The sequence below is a fragment of the Clostridium sp. ZBS2 genome, from assembly GCF_023845855.1.
In the GTDB taxonomy this organism is placed as follows: domain Bacteria; phylum Bacillota; class Clostridia; order Clostridiales; family Clostridiaceae; genus Clostridium; species Clostridium aquiflavi.
The window spans coordinates 1-19,064 of sequence record NZ_JAMQIF010000004.1; the positions used below are offsets into that span (position 1 = coordinate 1).

At 26.7% G+C, this 19,064-nt stretch carries 12 protein-coding genes, 7 tRNA genes, 2 rRNA genes and 1 other annotated feature; of the genes, 19 read left to right on the top strand and 2 right to left on the bottom strand.

Annotated features, from left to right (window positions below):
- The 16 genes from NG918_RS01300 to addA form a co-directional block, all read left to right on the top strand.
- Positions 1-180 (top strand): 23S ribosomal RNA (locus NG918_RS01300); the annotation flags it as partial.
- 59 nt (positions 181-239) lie between these two features.
- A 5S ribosomal RNA gene (gene rrf, locus NG918_RS01305) occupies positions 240-356 on the top strand.
- A gap of 3 nt (positions 357-359) precedes the next feature.
- A tRNA-Ile gene (locus tag NG918_RS01310) sits at positions 360-436 on the top strand.
- Between the two features lie 4 nt (positions 437-440).
- Positions 441-516 (top strand) — tRNA-Ala (locus NG918_RS01315).
- Between the two features lie 82 nt (positions 517-598).
- The gene (locus NG918_RS01320) at positions 599-1,102 is read left to right on the top strand and encodes an HD domain-containing protein (protein ID WP_252224144.1); all 504 of its coding nucleotides are present in this window, start codon (positions 599-601) and stop codon (positions 1,100-1,102) included.
- 40 nt (positions 1,103-1,142) lie between these two features.
- Positions 1,143-1,655, top strand: coding sequence for a transcription repressor NadR (locus NG918_RS01325; RefSeq protein ID WP_252224146.1), 513 nt, complete (start codon positions 1,143-1,145; stop codon positions 1,653-1,655).
- A gap of 13 nt (positions 1,656-1,668) precedes the next feature.
- A complete protein-coding gene (locus NG918_RS01330) occupies positions 1,669-3,060 on the top strand; it encodes an NAD(P)/FAD-dependent oxidoreductase (RefSeq protein ID WP_252224148.1) in 1,392 nt (463 codons plus the stop codon).
- A gap of 18 nt (positions 3,061-3,078) precedes the next feature.
- Positions 3,079-3,315: a DUF1667 domain-containing protein gene (locus NG918_RS01335; protein ID WP_252215872.1), complete on the top strand. Its 237-nt coding sequence runs from the start codon at positions 3,079-3,081 to the stop codon at positions 3,313-3,315.
- Between the two features lie 64 nt (positions 3,316-3,379).
- Positions 3,380-3,576: a binding site (T-box leader), on the top strand.
- A gap of 53 nt (positions 3,577-3,629) precedes the next feature.
- Positions 3,630-4,907 (top strand): serine--tRNA ligase, encoded by a 1,278-nt coding sequence (gene serS, locus NG918_RS01340; protein ID WP_252224150.1) that lies wholly within the window; start codon positions 3,630-3,632, stop codon positions 4,905-4,907.
- Between the two features lie 348 nt (positions 4,908-5,255).
- Positions 5,256-5,346 (top strand) — tRNA-Ser (locus tag NG918_RS01345).
- A gap of 35 nt (positions 5,347-5,381) precedes the next feature.
- Positions 5,382-5,472, top strand: a tRNA-Ser gene (locus NG918_RS01350).
- A gap of 314 nt (positions 5,473-5,786) precedes the next feature.
- Positions 5,787-5,877, top strand: a tRNA-Ser gene (locus NG918_RS01355).
- A 35-nt stretch (positions 5,878-5,912) separates the two neighbouring features.
- Positions 5,913-6,003 (top strand) — tRNA-Ser (locus NG918_RS01360).
- 210 nt (positions 6,004-6,213) lie between these two features.
- Positions 6,214-6,732 (top strand): GNAT family N-acetyltransferase, encoded by a 519-nt coding sequence (locus NG918_RS01365; protein ID WP_252215870.1) that lies wholly within the window; start codon positions 6,214-6,216, stop codon positions 6,730-6,732.
- A gap of 28 nt (positions 6,733-6,760) precedes the next feature.
- Positions 6,761-10,219 carry a helicase-exonuclease AddAB subunit AddB gene (gene addB, locus NG918_RS01370; protein WP_252224152.1) on the top strand — a complete coding sequence of 1,153 codons (3,459 nt, stop codon included), beginning with the start codon at positions 6,761-6,763 and terminating at the stop codon, positions 10,217-10,219.
- A gap of 25 nt (positions 10,220-10,244) precedes the next feature.
- On the top strand, positions 10,245-13,979 hold the full coding sequence (gene addA, locus NG918_RS01375; protein ID WP_252224154.1) for a helicase-exonuclease AddAB subunit AddA: 3,735 nt from the start codon (positions 10,245-10,247) through the stop codon (positions 13,977-13,979).
- A 271-nt stretch (positions 13,980-14,250) separates the two neighbouring features.
- Here addA and NG918_RS01380 read toward each other — a convergent pair whose 3' ends face one another.
- Positions 14,251-15,402: a L,D-transpeptidase gene (locus NG918_RS01380; protein ID WP_252215862.1), complete on the bottom strand. Its 1,152-nt coding sequence runs from the start codon at positions 15,400-15,402 to the stop codon at positions 14,251-14,253.
- Positions 15,403-15,558: 156 nt separating this feature from the next.
- Between NG918_RS01380 and NG918_RS01385 the strand changes: the two genes are divergently transcribed.
- Positions 15,559-16,368, top strand: coding sequence for a DUF1189 domain-containing protein (locus NG918_RS01385; RefSeq protein WP_252215859.1), 810 nt, complete (start codon positions 15,559-15,561; stop codon positions 16,366-16,368).
- A 56-nt stretch (positions 16,369-16,424) separates the two neighbouring features.
- Here NG918_RS01385 and NG918_RS01390 read toward each other — a convergent pair whose 3' ends face one another.
- Complete coding sequence (locus tag NG918_RS01390; protein ID WP_252224158.1) at positions 16,425-17,594, bottom strand: dicarboxylate/amino acid:cation symporter; 1,170 nt, start codon at positions 17,592-17,594, stop codon at positions 16,425-16,427.
- A 337-nt stretch (positions 17,595-17,931) separates the two neighbouring features.
- Here NG918_RS01390 and NG918_RS01395 point away from each other — a divergent pair, with 337 nt between their 5' ends.
- Together NG918_RS01395 and NG918_RS01400 are read left to right on the top strand one after the other, a co-directional pair.
- Complete coding sequence (locus NG918_RS01395; RefSeq protein WP_252215855.1) at positions 17,932-18,828, top strand: sensor histidine kinase; 897 nt, start codon at positions 17,932-17,934, stop codon at positions 18,826-18,828.
- Between the two features lie 130 nt (positions 18,829-18,958).
- Positions 18,959-19,033: transfer RNA gene (locus NG918_RS01400), tRNA-Arg, on the top strand.
- Positions 19,034-19,064: the final 31 nt, after the last annotated feature.

Below are 19,064 nucleotides of genomic sequence, written 5' to 3' on the forward strand. Positions count from 1 at the left end.
GGGCAAGGCCGGGACGGGATAAACGCTAAAAGCATCTAAGCGTGAAGCCTCCTTCAAGATGAGATTTCCCATAGCGTAAGCTAGTAAGCCCCCTTAAAGACTACAGGGTTGATAGGCCAGAGGTGTAAGTGTGGCAACATATTTAGCTGACTGATACTAATAGGTCGAGGGCTTGCCAAAAAAATAATTGTTATATACATTTTATGTGCATTTTTGAAAGAACTTTCTTTCAATCCGAATCTGGTGATGATGGCATAGAAGTAACACTCCTTTCCATTCCGAACAGGACAGTTAAGATCTATAGCGCCGAAGGTACTGCACGGGAGACTGTGTGGGAGATTAGGACGTTGCCAGGTAAGGGATCTTTAGCTCAGTTGGTTAGAGCAACCGGCTCATAACCGGTAGGTCCGGGGTTCGAGTCCCTGAAGGTCCACCATTTTGGGGGTATAGCTCAGTTGGGAGAGCACCTGCCTTGCACGCAGGGGGTCAAGAGTTCGAATCTCTTTATCTCCACCATTTATTTAAAAGCTATGAAGTTAATTCATAGCTTTTTTTGTTATAATTAAAAGTATCTAACTTTTATTAGGAGAAACAAATTATGTTATATAGAATAAAACAATTTATTTTAGGGGTGCTATCTTACTTTGAAGATGATGATATTGATTTTATAAATAGATATTTAAGTATAGAAGAAAAAAATTTATTTATGAAATTAAGTAAACCGGACAGAATTCATTCATTTAGAGTATGCAAAGAAGCAATTCTTATGGGAAAAGATTATGATACTGTAGATGAATTTAAAATGGCTAAATGTGCATTGTTACATGATATAGGTAAGGTGAAAATTTCATTAAATATAATTGAAAAAGGGACAGTAGTAATTATAAATAAAGTTACTATGGGTAACTTTTTAAAGTATAATAAATATGGTAGAATAACTAAATATTATAATCATCCTGCAATTGGTAAAGAATTATTAGAAAATATAAACTTTAAAGATAAGGAAATATTGTATTGCATAGAAAATCATCATAAAAATTTAGAATTAATTGAATATAATTTATATTTAAAGATATTAAATATATGTGATAGTAGAAATTAAGTTTAAGTAAACATAATTAAACTATGGAGGGTAAAATCTTATGAATTCTATTGAGAGAAGAGAAAACATACTTAAAAGTTTAATTCAAAGCAAAATTCCACTAAAAGGAATTGAAATAGCAAAGAAATATGGAGTAACAAGACAAATAATAGTAAGAGATATAGCTATACTTAGAGCTAAAGGAAATAATATAATGGCTACTCCTGATGGATATATTATTAATAAGGAATTAAATAAAATAAAAGCTATAATAGCTGTAAATCATAAAGAAGAAGAGTTAATTAATGAAATGAGTATAGTTATTAAGTATGGTGGTACTATTGAAGATGTTATAGTAGAGCATCCTTTGTATGGAGAAATAAGAGGGATGTTAATGATTAAGAATTATAATGAGTTAAATAAATTTGCAGAAAAATATAAGAAGCAAGAAGGTAGATTGTTATCTGTGTTAACTAATGGTGTACACATTCATACTATATCAGCAGATACTCAAGAAGATATAAATAGTATTATAAATGAATTAAAAGAAAATGGATTTATAGTATCTGATTAGGAGGAAAGTATATATGGATTATGACGTACTTATTTTAGGTGGAGGTATAGTAGGATGTGCTGTAGCTTATCAATTATCAAAATATAATATTAATATAGCATTAATAGAAAAGGATTATGATGTAGCAGATGACATATCTTTCATAAATACAGCTGTTATTTATGATGGGTCAGAAACTTCTAATGATATGATGGCAAGGCTTGAAAGCATAGGTAGAAGATTAATTGAAGAACATTGCAAAAAGTTTAATGTATCATATGAAAAAACAGGAGCTTTGAGAATAACATCTAATAATAATCAAGATTATAAATTAGACATTATGTATAGAAGAGCTAAAAAAAGAGATATAGAAGGTGTTCATTTAATAGAGAATGATAAAGAACTTCTTTATAAGATTGAGCCTAACTTAAATATAGAAGTTAATAAGGCACTATATTCTGAAAATGTAGCAGTTATTTCTCCATATGATCTAGCGATATCTTATGCTGAAGTTGCTGCTGATAATGGAGTAAACTTTAAATTAGAAGAAGAAGTAATTGATATTCAAAGTCTTGTTAGTGGTTTCAAGGTAACTACTAATAAAAATAAGTTTACTTGTAAAGTTGTAGTTAATACAATACCTGATGAAATATCTTTTAATCATATTCAAGAGGAATATGATTATAAAAATATGAACTATATAATGTTTGAAAATAAATCAGAAGACAAATTAAAAACAATTCTTATAGACGATATAGATGATACGACTTTTGTTATAAATAATCCTAAATTACAAAATGGTAATTTAATAGGAATAAAAAGTAATCATATTTTATCTTTAGAAGAGGGAATTGATATGTCTGCAAGTATATTTCCTGAAGGTAAAAAGGATTTTGTGAGTAATATGTTTGCAGAAGTATATAATAAAGATATAATGATAATAGATGATAGTAAGTTAGATAATGGATATATAAAGATTACAGGAACTCACTATGGTAAAATTACTATTGCCCCAGCTATTGCCCTTAAGATAAAAAATACTTTAAAGGATAATTTAAATATTATTAGAAAAAAAGATTATATAGATAAAAGAAGAGAAGTATATAGATTTAAGAATTTATCAAATGAAGAAAGAAATGAAGTTATTTCTTTAGATAAAAGATATGGTAATATAGTGTGTGTGTGCAACAATATATCTGAAGGTGAAATAATTGATAGTATTAGAAGACCTTTAGGTGCTCGTACTGTTGAAGGTGTAAAGAGACGTACTGGTATTGGTAGAGGAAATTGTAATGGAGCTTATTGCGATATAAAGATAATAAAAATATTAGCAAGAGAAATGGATAAAAATATTTTAGATATAGTGGAAGACTCTAAAGATTCAAATATAGTATCTAGTAGAATTAAGGAATTTAAGGAAATATAGAATTTAGGAGATGTATTTATGAGCAGTAAGGATATTTTTACTAGTTTAGTTAGAGTAAAAGGAAGCCCCAATCATAAAGTTGTTTCTGTAAAAAGCAATAATCCTATAGAAAAGGAATTATGGAGGGAATTTTCAAAAGTTCTCAGTAGAATTTATGTTAGTGCACCTATAGATATTGGTGATATAATATGTAAAAACATAATGAATACGGGAATAGATATTATATGTACTAAAAAAATTGATAATAATATATAAAAAAACTTATAATATATTGACAAATATAAGCATTTTAATATAATATATTTAATACAAGTTAATATGTAAACCTTAGATAAGGCTAGTAGTAATATCATGATTTTTAGAGAGTTAGTGGTTGGTGTAAACTAATATTCATGTATTGTGAATCCACCTTTGAGGGACTGTGATTTAAGCAGTACGGTAATATCGTTAAATTTTAGAGTGAATAACATTTATGTTATTAATTAGGGTGGCAACGCGGAGTTTTTCGTCCCTTTTATAGGGGAGAAAGGCTCTTTTTTTATATAAAAAATTAAAAGGAGAGAATAATAATGTTAGATTTAAAGAGAATAAGAAATAATCCAGAAGAAATAAAGAAATTATTATCAAATAGAGGAGAAGATTTTAACGTAGCAGTTATAGATGAAATTGTAACTTTAGATGAAGAAAGAAGAAAAATATTAGTTGAAGTTGAAAGCTTAAAGAGTAAAAGAAATCAAGTTTCAGCAGAAATACCTAAGTTAAAAAAAGCTGGCGAAGATGTTACTGAAATAATGAATGATATGAGAAAACTAGGAGAAGAAATTAAAAATTTCGATACTAGAGTAAATGAGATAAATGAGAGAATAGAATACATAATGCTTAGAATCCCTAATATTCCAAATCCAGAAGTTCCAGATGGAGAAACTGATGAAGATAATGTTGAAATTAAAAAATGGGGAGAACCTACTAAATTTAATTTCGAACCTAAAGCTCACTGGGATTTAGGAACTGATCTTAATATCTTAGACTTTGAAAGAGGTGGAAAGGTAGCTGGATCTAGATTTACAGTATACAAGGGATTAGGAGCTAGATTAGAAAGATCAATAATAAACTATTTCCTAGATAAACACACTACTGAAAATGGATATACTGAAATATTACCACCTTACATGGTTAATAGAGATAGTATGACAGGAACTGGTCAATTACCTAAATTTGAAGAAGATGCATTTAAAGTAGAAAATAATGGATACTTCTTAATACCAACAGCAGAAGTACCAGTTACAAATATGTATAGAAATGAAGTTTTAAGTGGTGATATTTTACCAATAAAACATGCAGCATATTCAGCTTGTTTTAGAGCAGAAGCAGGATCAGCTGGTAGAGATACTAGAGGCCTTGTAAGACAACATCAATTCAATAAAGTAGAATTAGTTAAGTTCTGTAAACCAGAAGATTCTTATGCTGAATTAGATAAATTAGTAGAAGATGCTGAATCAGTTTTACAAGGATTAGGATTACCTTATAGAATAGTTAGAATATGCAAAGGTGATTTAGGATTTACTGCAGCATTAAAATACGATATAGAAGTTTGGATGCCAAGTTATAATAGATATGTAGAAATTTCAAGTTGTTCTAACTTTGAAGATTTCCAAGCTAGAAGAGCTAATATAAAATATAGAGAAACACCAAAAGATAAACCTAAGTTTATCCATACTTTAAATGGCTCAGGTGTTGCGATAGGTAGAACTGTAGCAGCAGTACTAGAAAACTACCAAAAAGAAGATGGAACAGTTGAAATTCCAGAAGCAATAAAAAGATTTATGAACGTAGATTTTATAAAATAATTAATTTAAGATAGATTATAAAGTAGTCTATATTGACACGGTAAGTTGATGTAGGCTACTTTTTATTGAATGAAATTTTTATAATAAAAATTAGTCATTATAATAGTATTAAGTTTTTAGTTTAATATTATAACTTATAATAAATTCTGTTTTTACAAGTGTAAAATAATTATAAAGATAGCATATAAAGCTTATTTTAGATCTAATAAATTAATGAAATGTAGTAAAATAGATTATTTAGAGGGATGTATAAATTCATAAATTATAATTTATATAAAAATATAAAATTTTTTAATAAATTATGTTGACAGAGTATATATATGTTGATATAATAACTCATGTAGTCACGGAGAGATGGTCGAGTTGGTTTAAGGCACCGGTCTTGAAAACCGGCGTGCGTGTGAGCGTACCTAGGGTTCGAATCCCTATCTCTCCGCCACTTTTTTTTTATATAGAATTATTTAGAAGGCACATGGAGAATTACTCAAGTGGCTGAAGAGGCGCCCCTGCTAAGGGCGTAGGTCGGGCAACTGGCGCCCGGGTTCAAATCCCGGATTCTCCGCCAAAACATCTAGTATTTTTACTAGATGTTTTTTTATGTATAGGAAATTATAGAATTTTAAAGCTTGAAAGGCTGATGAAATTTAAGGTTATGGATATATTTTTGAATTGACAATGAACAATTGACAATTTAGGTTGAAATAACAACGTTATTTCTAAATATATATTTTTTAAGGATTAAGAAGTAAAACCTAAAGAATAAAAAATCGATTACGTTATATTAGATATAATTATACTTAATTAAAAAATCATAACTAAATTTTTTTAATTATATTGACATATTAAATATTAGTTGTTATAATAAACTTCGTAAGTTGTGGAGAGATGGTCGAGTTGGTTTAAGGCACCGGTCTTGAAAACCGGCGTGCGTGTGAGCGTACCTAGGGTTCGAATCCCTATCTCTCCGCCATTAATTTTATATAAAAATTAATTTAGAAGGCACATGGAGAATTACTCAAGTGGCTGAAGAGGCGCCCCTGCTAAGGGCGTAGGTCGGGCAACTGGCGCCCGGGTTCAAATCCCGGATTCTCCGCCAAAACACCTAGTATTTTTACTAGGTGTTTTTTTGTTGTATAAAATTATAGAGTTTATATAATTTGCAGGATTAATTAACTTTCTAATTTTAAGTTAGAAATAGATTATAAATATTTTTTTGAATTTAGATAGTAATATTTGCAAATATGATGCAGCATTTTTATTAGAGATAGTATAATAATAATATAAGTAATTCTTAAGAAGGTGAACTATGCTTAAAGGGGAAAAAGTTTATTTGAGATTAATGCAAGCTAGCGATATTAAACGATTATCTGATTTATCTAACGATTATGAGGTAAAAAAATATAATGATGAGATGTTAGATATTGATAAAAAAATTCATATTGATGAAGATTCAAGTAATGTTAGCATATGTAAAAGAAAAGCAGTAAGTATAATTAATAAGAAGAATGTTTTAGTAGGATTTATGACTTATAAACCAAATGATTATTGCAACAATGTTTATTCAATAGGTATTACTATAGGAAAAAAATATTGGAACAGAGGGTATGGTGAGGATTCTATAAAGACATTAATTAAGTATTTGTTTGATGATTTAAATGCAAAAAGAATACAATTAGAGGTTGCGGCAGAAAATATAAGAGCTATAAAATGTTATAAGAAGTGTGGGTTTATTGAAGAGAAAATAAGAAAAGCTATATATTATATAGATGGAAAGTATACAGACATAATAATTATGGGCATTCTAAAAAAACAGAGGGCTTTATAAATTATTAAATAAAAATATAGGAGTAATTATGAGTATAAGGTTTATTTATGGAAGAGCAGGTAGTGGAAAGAGTTCATTTTGTATAAATCAGATAAAAAAGTTAATAGATTTAGATAAAGAAAAGAAAATAATATTATTAGTTCCAGAACAGTATACTTTTACTACTGAAAATAAGGTTTTAAATAATATAGGTGAAAGAGCATTTTTAAATACTCATGTATTGAGCTTTAGAACTATGTGTCAAAAGGTATTTGAAGAATGTGGTGGAAGAGTAAAACAAATTATAAAAGACACTGGTAAGCATATGTTAATTAACAAAGTATTAAATGAAAAGATAGATGATTTAAGCTATTTTAAAAAAATGTCTAGAGAACAAGGCTTTAATAATATAATATCTGAATTAATTACTGAATTTAAAAAATATAATATAGATATAGATGCTTTAAAAGATTTAACAGATAAAATAGATGATAATGAATTAGTTGAAAAGATAAGAGAATTATCTTTAATATACGAGGAGTTTAATGTAAAAATGCACAGCTCTTATATAGATACTGATGATGAGCTTACTTTATTAGCTAAAAAGTTGTTAGATAATAACATTTATGCAAATAGCGAAATTTGGATAGATGAATTTACAACATTTACTCCTCAACAATTAGAGATTATAAGGATACTTTCTAAGACATCAGTGGTTAACATAACTTTTTGTATGGATAAAGTAGAAAATAGTGATGTTGAAGATATAACTAATGTATTTAGTAGTATTGAAAATACAGAAAATAGGTTGTTAAAGTTAATGGAGGAAAATAATATAGGTTATTTAAATCCTATTAATTTAAATTCTAAATTACCATATAGATTTAAAAATAGTGAACAGTTAGCTCATATAGAAAAGTATTGTATAACATATCCATTTAAATCTTATAAGGGAAAAAATAAGGATGTAAGATTATACAAAGCAAATAACACCTATGATGAAATTGAAAAAGTAGCTCAGGATATAATTAGATTAGTAAGGGATAGAAATTATAGATTTAGAGATATATCTGTGGTGTGCAGAAATATAGAGGACTATAACAAGATAATTTCTGTTATTTTTAATGATTATGAAATACCATTTTTTATGGATCAAAAAATAAAATTATTAAATAACCCATTAATTATTTTAATAACTTCTGCATTTGAAGTTTTATTAAAAAATTGGTCATACGAAAGTGTATTTAAATACTTAAAGAGCGGATTAACAGGCTTTAATACTTATGATATTGATAGATTAGAAAACTTTGTATTAGAACATGGAATAAAGAGTTATAAATGGAATGAAGAAGAGATTAAAAAACTTAAAAATATAAGCATAGAAAATAGTGCTACTGAAGAAGAACTCACTATATTCAATGTGATGGAAGAGGTGAGAAATTCTCTTATATCATTCCATAAATTAATAGAAGGTAAACATAATGTTAGAGATATATGTAAAGCTCTATATGAGTTTTTATTAAGTGTTAAAGCTTTTGAAAGAATAGATGAGTGGATTATTAAATTTGAAGAATTAAAGCTAGAAGATAAGGTGAAGGAATATAAACAAGTTGAATCTATAGTAATAGATATATTAGATCAAGCTGTAGAAGTTATGGGATCTGATGTAGTAGATACTTTTGAATTTTTTAAAATATTAAATTCTGGTTTTGAAAATGAAGAAATAGGTGTTATACCAGTAGCTTTAGACCAAGTTAATGTTGGAGATATAGCTAGAATAAAAGGTAGAGAAGTAAAGGCATTATATATAGTTGGAATTAATGATGGGATATTGCCAGCTGCACATAAAGACGAGGGAATTCTATCAGATAGAGATAGAATTGAACTTAAAGAGTTTGGAGTAGTATTAGCAGCTGATGGTAGAAGCAAAGCTTTTGAGGAGCAGTTTGTAGTGTATACGGCATTAACAATCGCCAGTGAATATTTAATGCTATCATATCCTATGGCAGACTTTGAAGGTAAATCTTTAAGACCATCTATAATAATATCCAGAATAAAGAAAATATTGCCTAATTTAGTTGAGGAAAGTTCTTTATATGATTTAAGCAAAAGAAATGATCATTTTAATAAAGTTATTTCTCCAATACCAACTTTTAATGAATTAATATTTGCATTAAGAAGAGAGCTAGAGGATGAAGAGATAGATGAGGAGTATTGGGGAGAAGTATATAATTGGTTTAAAGAAAATGAAGATTTTAAATGGAAAATAGAAAATACATTTAAAGGGCTTAGATATTCTAACACAGGAGAAAAGGTGTCTAGAAATAAATTACTTTCCCTTTATAAAAATGATTTAGGAAAGTTATCCTTTAGTGTGTCTAGATTGGAGAAGTATGCAGAATGTCCATTTTCATATTTCATTCAATATGGATTGAAGGCTAAAAATCGTAAGGTATATGAATTTACTCCACCTGATTTAGGATCATTTGTACATGATATTTTAGATTCATTTACTAATAAAGTAAAGAAAGAAAAGATTGCGTGGTCAGATCTTGATATGGTAAAGTGCAAAAATATAGTGTCTGAATTAATTGATACTAAGTTAAAAGAAGATAGCGGATCTATATTAAATAGCACTAATAAATATAAGTACTTTTCAAAGAGATTTAAGAGAGTTATATCTAAATCAGTATCTGTTATATCAGAACAAATGAGAAGAGGGGAATTTGAGGTATTTAATAATGAATTTTCTTTTGGAAGTTATAATGACGGAGAAGCTATTGTGCTAGAGTTGCCATCTAACGAAAAGGTATATTTAAATGGAAGAATTGATAGAATAGATACTTTAGATTTAGAAGGAAGTACGTATCTCAGAATTGTAGATTATAAAACAGGAAATAAACATTTTGATTTAAATCAATTTTATTATGGGCTTCAAATGCAATTGTTGGTTTATTTAGATGCATTACTAAAAAACTCTGAGTATATATTAAAAAAACAAGCCTTACCTGGAGCAGTACTATATTTCAGAGTTGATGACCCTATAATAAAAACTAAAGGCGACATAACTACTGAAGAATTAGAAAAAGAAGTTTTAAGTAATTTAAAGATGAATGGATTAATATTAAAAGATGCTAAAGTGGTTAAAGCTATGGATAGAGGTATTGAAACAGATGGGTATTCATTAGTTATTCCAGCTGCATTGAAGAAAGATGGCGATTTTAAAGCTGGTAGCGAAGTAGTGACTGAAGAACAATTTAATTTACTTAGAGAGTATGTAAATAAGAAAATGATTGATTTATGTGAAGATATGTTATGTGGAGACATAAAGATTCAGCCAACAAAGGATTCTGATGGTAGTCATTGTGAATTTTGTGATTTCTCATCTATATGCCAATTCGATAGTAGCATAGAAGATAATAAATATAAAATTATAATGAAAAAATCCAAGGATGAAATTTGGAATAACATAAGGGATGAATTAAGTGATGATAAAAAAGAAAATTAGCTATTTAGATAGGAGATATTAATTTATGAGTGGAACAAAATGGACTGAGGAACAGCTAAGTGCTATTACAACAAGAGATTGTAATCTATTAGTTGCAGCAGCAGCAGGTTCTGGAAAAACAGCCGTATTGGTAGAAAGAATTATAAAAATAATTACAAATGAAGAAAATCCTATAGATATTGATAAACTTTTAGTTGTTACATTTACAAGTGCAGCAGCTGCTGAGATGAGAGAAAGAATAGCTAATGCCATATCAAAAAAATTAGATGAAACTCCAACTTCTAAAAACCTTCAAAAGCAATTGACTTTATTAAATAGGTCTAACATTATGACTATTCATTCTTTTTGTTTAGGTGTAATAAAAAATAATTTTCATAAGATAGACTTAGATCCATCTTTTAGAATATGTGATCAAACAGAAGGTATACTTTTAAAGATGGAAATAATAGATGAATTATTTGATGATAAGTATGATGAAGAAAATCAGGAATTTATAAAATTTATTGAGGCATTTAGTAGTTATAAAAGTGATAATGCGTTAAAAGAATTAGTTTTAAGCTTATATAATTTTACAATGGCAGGACCATGGCCTAAAAAATGGCTAAAGGATGCTTCAGAGGATTTTGATATAAAAACATTACAAGAGTTAGATGAAAGTAAGTGGGTAAGTGTATTAAAAGAAAGTATAAAAATAGAACTAGATGGATATATAAAAATGATGCAAAAGGCAGTTGAATTAATAAATGAAACTGATGGATTGGAACCTTATTTTGAGGGATTTAGCAGTGAGTTAGATTTAATAGTTAATGCTTATAATAATGTTGAATCTAGTTTAAATGACTTATATAATTCATTAAGTTTAATAACTTTTAATAGATTAAAGACTATCAAGAAGAATACTGTAAGTGATGAAAATATACAAAATCTAGTTAAGCAAATTAGAGATCAAGTTAAAAAGAAAATATCAGCATTAATTGAGGGAACTTTTATAGCATCTCCAGATAAAATGCTTGATAATATAATAAAATCTTATCCATATATAAATCAATTAACACAGCTTACTTCAGAATTTATAGATAGATTTAATGCTAAGAAGAAAGAAAAGAATATATTAGATTTTAATGATTTAGAACATTTATGTTTAAAGATTTTAATTGAGGAGAATGAGGAAAATCAAATAGTACCATCAACAATAGCACAAAAGTTTAAAGATTATTTTGAAGAGGTACTTGTAGATGAATACCAAGATTCTAATAATGTTCAAGAAGCAATAATAGAATTAGTATCAAGAAAAAACTCTGATATTCCTAATGTATTTATGGTTGGTGATGTAAAACAAAGTATATATAAATTTAGGCAAGCAAAACCAGAACTATTTATTGATAAATATAATAGCTATTCATTGGATAAAGGAATTAATAGAAAAATTCAACTTTATAAAAACTTTAGAAGCAGAGAAGAAGTTATAAATGGTGTTAATTATATATTTAAATCAGTTATGTCTAAGACTGTAGGTGAATTAGAATATACTGATGTTGAAGCTTTAAATTTAGGTGCAAGTTATCCTGAAAAGAAAAATGATGATGATATAATTGGTGGTCCAATTGAGGTTCATATTTTAGATAGAAGTGATAATAAAGAAGAAAATGATGACTCTAAATTACAGGTGGAAGAAGAAGAAATCGGTGACGTAAATTTAGAAGCAAGAATTATAGTAAAGAGAATCAATGAATTGATTTCTAAAAAAGATGGAAGTAAGTTTAAAGTGCTTGATAAAGATACAGGTGAATATAGAGACTTAAAATATAAGGATATAGTAATTCTATTAAGAGCAACTAAAAACTGGTCAGAAGTGCTATTAGATGAATTAGGATTAGCAGGGATACCAGTCTATGCGGATACAGGATCAGGATATTTTGAATCAATTGAAATAAGGACCATTATGTCATTATTAAAAGTAATAGATAATCCTATGCAAGATGTACCAATGCTTTCATTATTGATTTCACCTATTATAGGATTAAGTGCAGAGGAACTTAGTGATATTAGACTTATAGATAAAGAAAAGTATTTTTATGAAAATATAATTAAGATTACTGAGGAAAAATTAATTTCAAAAGAACTTCAAGAAAAATGTGAATATATATTAACTAGCATTGATAAATGGAGAAAAAAATCAATATATATGCCTATAGATGAATTTATTTGGTATTTATACATGGATACAGCTTATTATGGATATGTAGGTGCAATGCCAAATGGAGTTCTAAGACAAGCAAATTTAAAGATACTATTTCAAAGAGCAAGACAGTTTTCAGATACTAGTTTTAAAGGACTATTTAATTTTATTAATTTCATAAATAAATTAACTAAATCATCAGGTGATATGGGAAGTGCCAAGATTTTAGGTGAAAATGAAGATGTTGTTAGAATTATGAGTATTCATAAAAGTAAGGGGTTAGAATTCCCAGTTGTGTTTTTAGCTGGATGTGGTAAGAATTTTAACTTAATGGATTTAAATAATAAGATACTTTATCATGAAGAATTAGGATTAGGTCCTGAATATATTAATTTAGAAAATAGAACTAGTATTACAACTTTACCTAAAGAAGCAATTAAAAAAAGAATGAAATTAGAAACATTATCTGAAGAAATGAGAGTACTATATGTTGCATTTACTAGAGCTAAGGAAAAATTAATTATAACAGGAGCAGTAAGAAATGCAGAAAAATCTATTGAAAAGTGGATTAACTCAGCAGTTTTAGATAAGGATGTTGTATTACCTTATGAGATATCAAAAGGTAAATCGTATTTAGATTGGATTGGTATGGCTTTATGCAAGCATAAAGATGGTGAAATCCTTAGAAAGAAATTAGGATTTTCTAGTGAAATGTGTAAAGATGACTTATCAAGATGGAGAATCAACATATGGAACAAACATGAATTAGATATGTATGATGAACTAGATGAAAATCAAGAGGAAGAGGATATTAAAATTTCAATTTTAGATAAAGATGTAAATAAAAAGGTTAAAAGTGAAGTTTATAGAAGATTAGGTTATGAGTATGAATTTAAAGAATCAACTAAGCTTACTAGTAATATATCTGTGTCTGATTTAAAAAGAAGAAATATGGACGATAATATTGATACCCTTGAGATATTTGATTTAGAAGAAGAGGATAATAAAAATAAAGATATAATAACTCCTAAATTTCTTCAAGAAGAAAAAGGAATATCAGCAGCAGAAAGAGGAACAGCTATCCATTTTGCAATGAAAAAAATAGATTTTAGTAAAGTTGGAACATTAGAAGAAATAAAGGGACAGCTAAACAACTTATATGATGAGGAGTTTATATTACAGGAAGAATATAGCTCAATTAATCCATATAAGATATTAAGTTTCTTTAAAAGCAATTTAGGTAAGAAAATCCTTGATGTATATAATAAGGGTGGCAAAGTTTATAGAGAAGTTCCATTCTATACTGAAATAAGTAGTTTAGAATTAGACGAATCTTTACCACAAAAGTACGCTAATGAAAAAATAAGATTACAAGGTATAATAGATTGTTTCTTTAAATGTGATGATGAAATAATTTTGTTGGATTACAAAACAGATTATGTAGAAAATGAAAAAGAATTTAAAGAAAAATATAAAAGTCAATTATTATATTATAGTGAAGCAATATTTAAAATGACAGGAAAGAAAGTTGATAAAAAATATCTATATTCATTCTATTTAGAGAAAGAAATTTTAATATAGAAATTGTCATAAGCGTATTGAGTTTATAAAGTAGTTTCTATTTCAAGGACATGGATAAGTAACTAAAAGTTGATTTCTGTATTGTACAGGTGTAAGCAAATATAGATAAAATTTCAAAAGATAAAAAACTACATTATAATATAATTGTCTTTTGAACATATAAACAGATTTTGAATAAAGAATTTAGATAAAAAACAAGTAAGTGTCTTAAATGTATGGGTAATTATAATTAAGACACTTACTTTTCTATATTTATTGGGGGGATAATTAGCTATTTAATTATGATTTTTGTATCTCTTGGGATGTTATCATATATCCATTTAGCATCGCTTAATGCTAATCTTATACATCCATGTGATGATTTTTTGTTTAAAGTAGTATCTACTACTGTAGTTTTATCCTGAGCATATGGAACTGAGTGAAATAATATATCACCATCAATTTGAGTCCAATACTTTCCACCTTGTTTAAACTTATCTGAGAAGAACCATTCACCTTTTTCTTTAATAGAAAAAGCACCACAAGGAGTTGGCTCGGAATCTATTCCAGTAGAACAAGAAAATGTTTTATCTAAATCCCATTTATTTGATTTACCTTTATAAATATAAGTTTTTTGATTGTTTATATCTATAAAAATTAAATAAGGGGTATTACTAACTAAATTTAATGTATTTATGTTTTGTGAAGAAATATTATTTATATAATAATCTGATACTGTTTTTGAATCAGCAGTTTTATCTAAATATTGTTGTTTACTAGATTTAATTTCAGCAATTTTTGTTTTTATATCTTCGTCATCATTTAGAACAGAAGGAATATTAGATATTTGATTTAATGCCTGACTATAATAATCGTTAGAACATAATTCATCACATTTAGCGAATAACTCTTCTTTAATTTGATTCTTGGCTTTCCTTAAGTAAATTAATGATTCATTGTAATTTAAATCTAAGGAAGATAAATTTGAAAAGTTAGTTATAGCTTCATAATATTCTTTGTTATTAAAATGTTCTATTCCATTAGAATAGTTGTTTATTGAATCTTGAAGACTAGAGACAGAATTAACTAATTCTATCACTTCGCTTGAATTAAAACCATATCTATTTATTTCATTAACTTTTATTAAAATTTCTTCTTCATTTAATTTAGAGGTTTCTAAATATTGCTTCAATGTAGTTATATTATCTGAAAAATATTTTTTTAAATCTCTCTTTAGCATTAAGTTTTTAAAAGGATTTAAATTTTCTTGGGTTAATAAAATATTATTAGCCTGAGAAAACTTGTTACCATCAAAATTTATCTTAAAATTATTAACTAATTTTTTATACTGATAACCTTGAAATAGTGTAGTTAATGTAATTAGTGTAAATAATAAGATATATATAATGGATTTATTTATATGAATATTTTTATTGATTTTCAAAACATACCTCCTATTTTTATCTAAAAATAAAATATACTTTTTTTATTATGAACATAAATTACTAATAATAAACATTTATATTTTATAAAATAGGAAGTATATGTTAATATATTTATTAATGACGTTCTTATTTAAAAAAGGATATTGGAGGAAATGATGAATAAAACAGATAATTTTTTTAAGAAATTTATTAATTGTATTTATAATTTAAAAGCATTAGTAACATATCCTAAATACGGAATATGGAAGGCTATATTATATGTATTATTAATGAGCACTCTTTTAGGCGGAATAAGAGGAATAACTATTGGATATAGAATAGACAAGGAATTAAATAATTTAAGTACAATACTGCAAAATGATGAATATAAATTTAATATAGAAGAAGGTATATTACATACGAAAAATTCACCATTAAAGGTAGAGGGAACGTCTAGTTTAATATATATTGATGAAAATAAAAGCTTGAGCGAAATTGATGGTTTAAGAGATACAACAATTCAGAATGATAACAACATATTATTTTTAAAAGACGGGATATATTTAGAAATAGGAGCTTATAAACAGCAAGCAGATTATAAAGATTTAATAGGTGACAATAAATTAGATAATAAGATTTTATTTGAAGAATTATCATATGTACTAAAAATAGTAGTAGCTATTGTAATTTTGTATACGATATTATTTACATTTATCAACATATTAATAAATTGTTTATTTGCAACCGCTTTTGCATCATTTGCATTGATAATTATGAGAGTATTTATGAAATATAGCATATTATATTCATTAAGTTTATATGCATGTACATTACCATTTATATTTCAAATTATATTACAAACTATTTTTCCAAATATAAATTTAGATACGATGTTTATAGTTGGCACATTAGTATATGTAATATTTATACTTAAGTATATAAAAGATGAAATGATAAAAACTAAATTAAATAAAGACGGAATGTAATAAAGGATATATCATTAAGTTTTAACCACTTAATGATATATCCTTTTTATTTATATTTATTTAGTTTTATTCTTGCTTACAAAGTAATCTACTATTAAAGATAAGGCGCCATCACCAGTAATATTAGTTGCAGTACCAAAGCTATCTTGAGCTGCATGTAATGCAATCATTATAGGCTTTTCTATGTTTCCAAATCCAAGCATAGATTCTAATAATCCAAGAGCGGCCATAACTCCACCACCAGGAACTCCCGGTGCAGCTACCATTGTTATTCCAAGCATTAATATAAATGGAATCATAGTAACTAAAGTAGGTGTTTGTCCTCTCATTAGCATTACACCAATTGAAGTTAATACTAAAGTTATAGTATCTCCTGCCAAATGTATTGTAGCGCATAGAGGAACAACTAAATCAGCGACCTCTTCAGATACATTATTTTCTCTAGTACAGCTTAATGTAACTGGTATAGTAGCAGCAGATGACTGAGTTCCTACAGCTGTAAGATATGCAGGAATCATATTTTTTAATAATTTAAAAGGATTCTCCTTTTTAAGTACACCAGCTATAGAATATTGACATAATAAATATACAAATTGCAATATAAACAATATTAAATAAATAGTAGCGAAAGATTTTATAGTAGTAAATATTTCACCACTTAAACTTAACTTAGAAAATATAGCTGCAATATAAAGCGGAACAAGTGGAATAAGAATTTTAGAAATAATCATTGAAACTATTGAACTAAATTCATGAAATCCTCTTAATAATGAGCTATTATTTATTTTTGAAAGTCCTATACCAAAAACAAATGCAAATACTAAAGCTGACATTATATTAAGCATAGGTGGTATATCAATAGTAAAATATGGTTCTACCTTAATTGTTTCAGTTGAGACTAATGTAGCTGCTTTTATTATTTTAGGAAGAAACGATATTCCTACAAAATAAGCAATAACACCAGAAATAATAGTTGATATGTAAGCTAGTATAGTAGTTCCTATAAGTACTTTTCCTGAATTTTTCCCAAGTGAAGCTATTCCAGGAACTATAAAGGCTATTATTATTAACGGAATAACAAATGATAAAAAGTTTCCAAATAAAGAACTAAAAGTGGCTAATATTCTTATTGGGAAGATTATATTTAAACTTCTACATGTTAAACCGAGTATTATTCCTAAGATTAAAAATGTAAATATTCTTTTAATTAGTGATAAATTCTTCAATTATAAATCCCCCTTTTATAATTAATGTTCATATATGAAATACATATGTATGTATTACAAGTACAAATATATCATTAAATTATTAGTGCGGTCAATAGTTATATAAAATTTTACTCGAAATAATAAAATTATCGAATATTTTACAAATAAATTACATAAAATTATAAAATAATATGTGTAAATATGAATAATTTTTTATAATTTTAGGATATTTGGAGTATTAAGGTAGAAGAAAAAATGTTAAAAAATGGTTGTTAGTATTTATAGTATGTGATAATATAAAAGTATAAAATTCAAAAAAATGGAAAATGATATTAATTATAAGGAGAAGCTGTAAATGAGTGTAGCGAAAAAAATTATAAATGATTTTATAGAAGAGGATAAAGAATTAAATAGATTAGAACTTTCTAAATTAACAAAAGAAGAACTAATAGATAAATACATGGATGTAAATAATTATAAGAATTTACAAGAAAATCTCCTTTTAAGTGTTTCTCATGATTTAAGATCGCCATTAAATGTGATTTTAAGCATACTTCAATTTTACGAATCAGGTTACATAACTGGCAATGATAACATGAATAAATATATGACTAGCATAAAGAGAAATAGTTATAGGATGCTAAAACTTATAGATAATCTTATAGATACAACACGATTAGAAAAAAAATATTATAAAATTGAAAGAAGAAATTTAGATATTGTTAAATTAATAGAAAATACGGTTTCTTCAATAGATAAATACGCAAAACAAAAAAATATATCATTAATATTTGATACTAATGTTGAAAAATGTATTATGGCAATAGATCCAGAGGCAATAGATAGGATAATTATGAATCTTTTATCTAATGCCATAAAGTTCTCTTATAATAATGGAAATATATACATTAACTTATGGAAGAGAAATAATGAATTAAATATATCAGTAAAAGATGAGGGTATGGGAATTCCAATAAAAGAACAGGATAAAATCTTTAATAGATTTGCTCAGTCATCTAATCATAAAAAAATAGAACAGTCAGGTAGTGGAATTGGATTGTCATTAGTAGAAAGCTTAACTAAAGCACATAATGGTAATATATCACTAAAGAGTCAGGAAGATAGAGGCAGTGAATTTATAATAAGACTCCCAATAATAAAATTAAGCGAGAATAATGAAGATAATCATATAATTCATGCAAAAACCAATATTGAAATATTAGAAATAGAATTTTCAGATATTTATTTATAAAAAAGAAATTTATTGAAATAAATACTTAATATTATGGAAAAATAATCTTAAGTATTTATTTTATAAACTTGCTTATTATGGTGGCTTGTGATAATATATTTCTTGAAGAAAGTTAGTTTTAAATTAATATGGAGCGTTAGTTAAACGGATATAACTTACCGCTACGGACGGTACATTGAGGGTTCGATTCCTTCACGCTCTGCCAAAAGACTTAGCTATGTTTTTAGTTAAGTCTT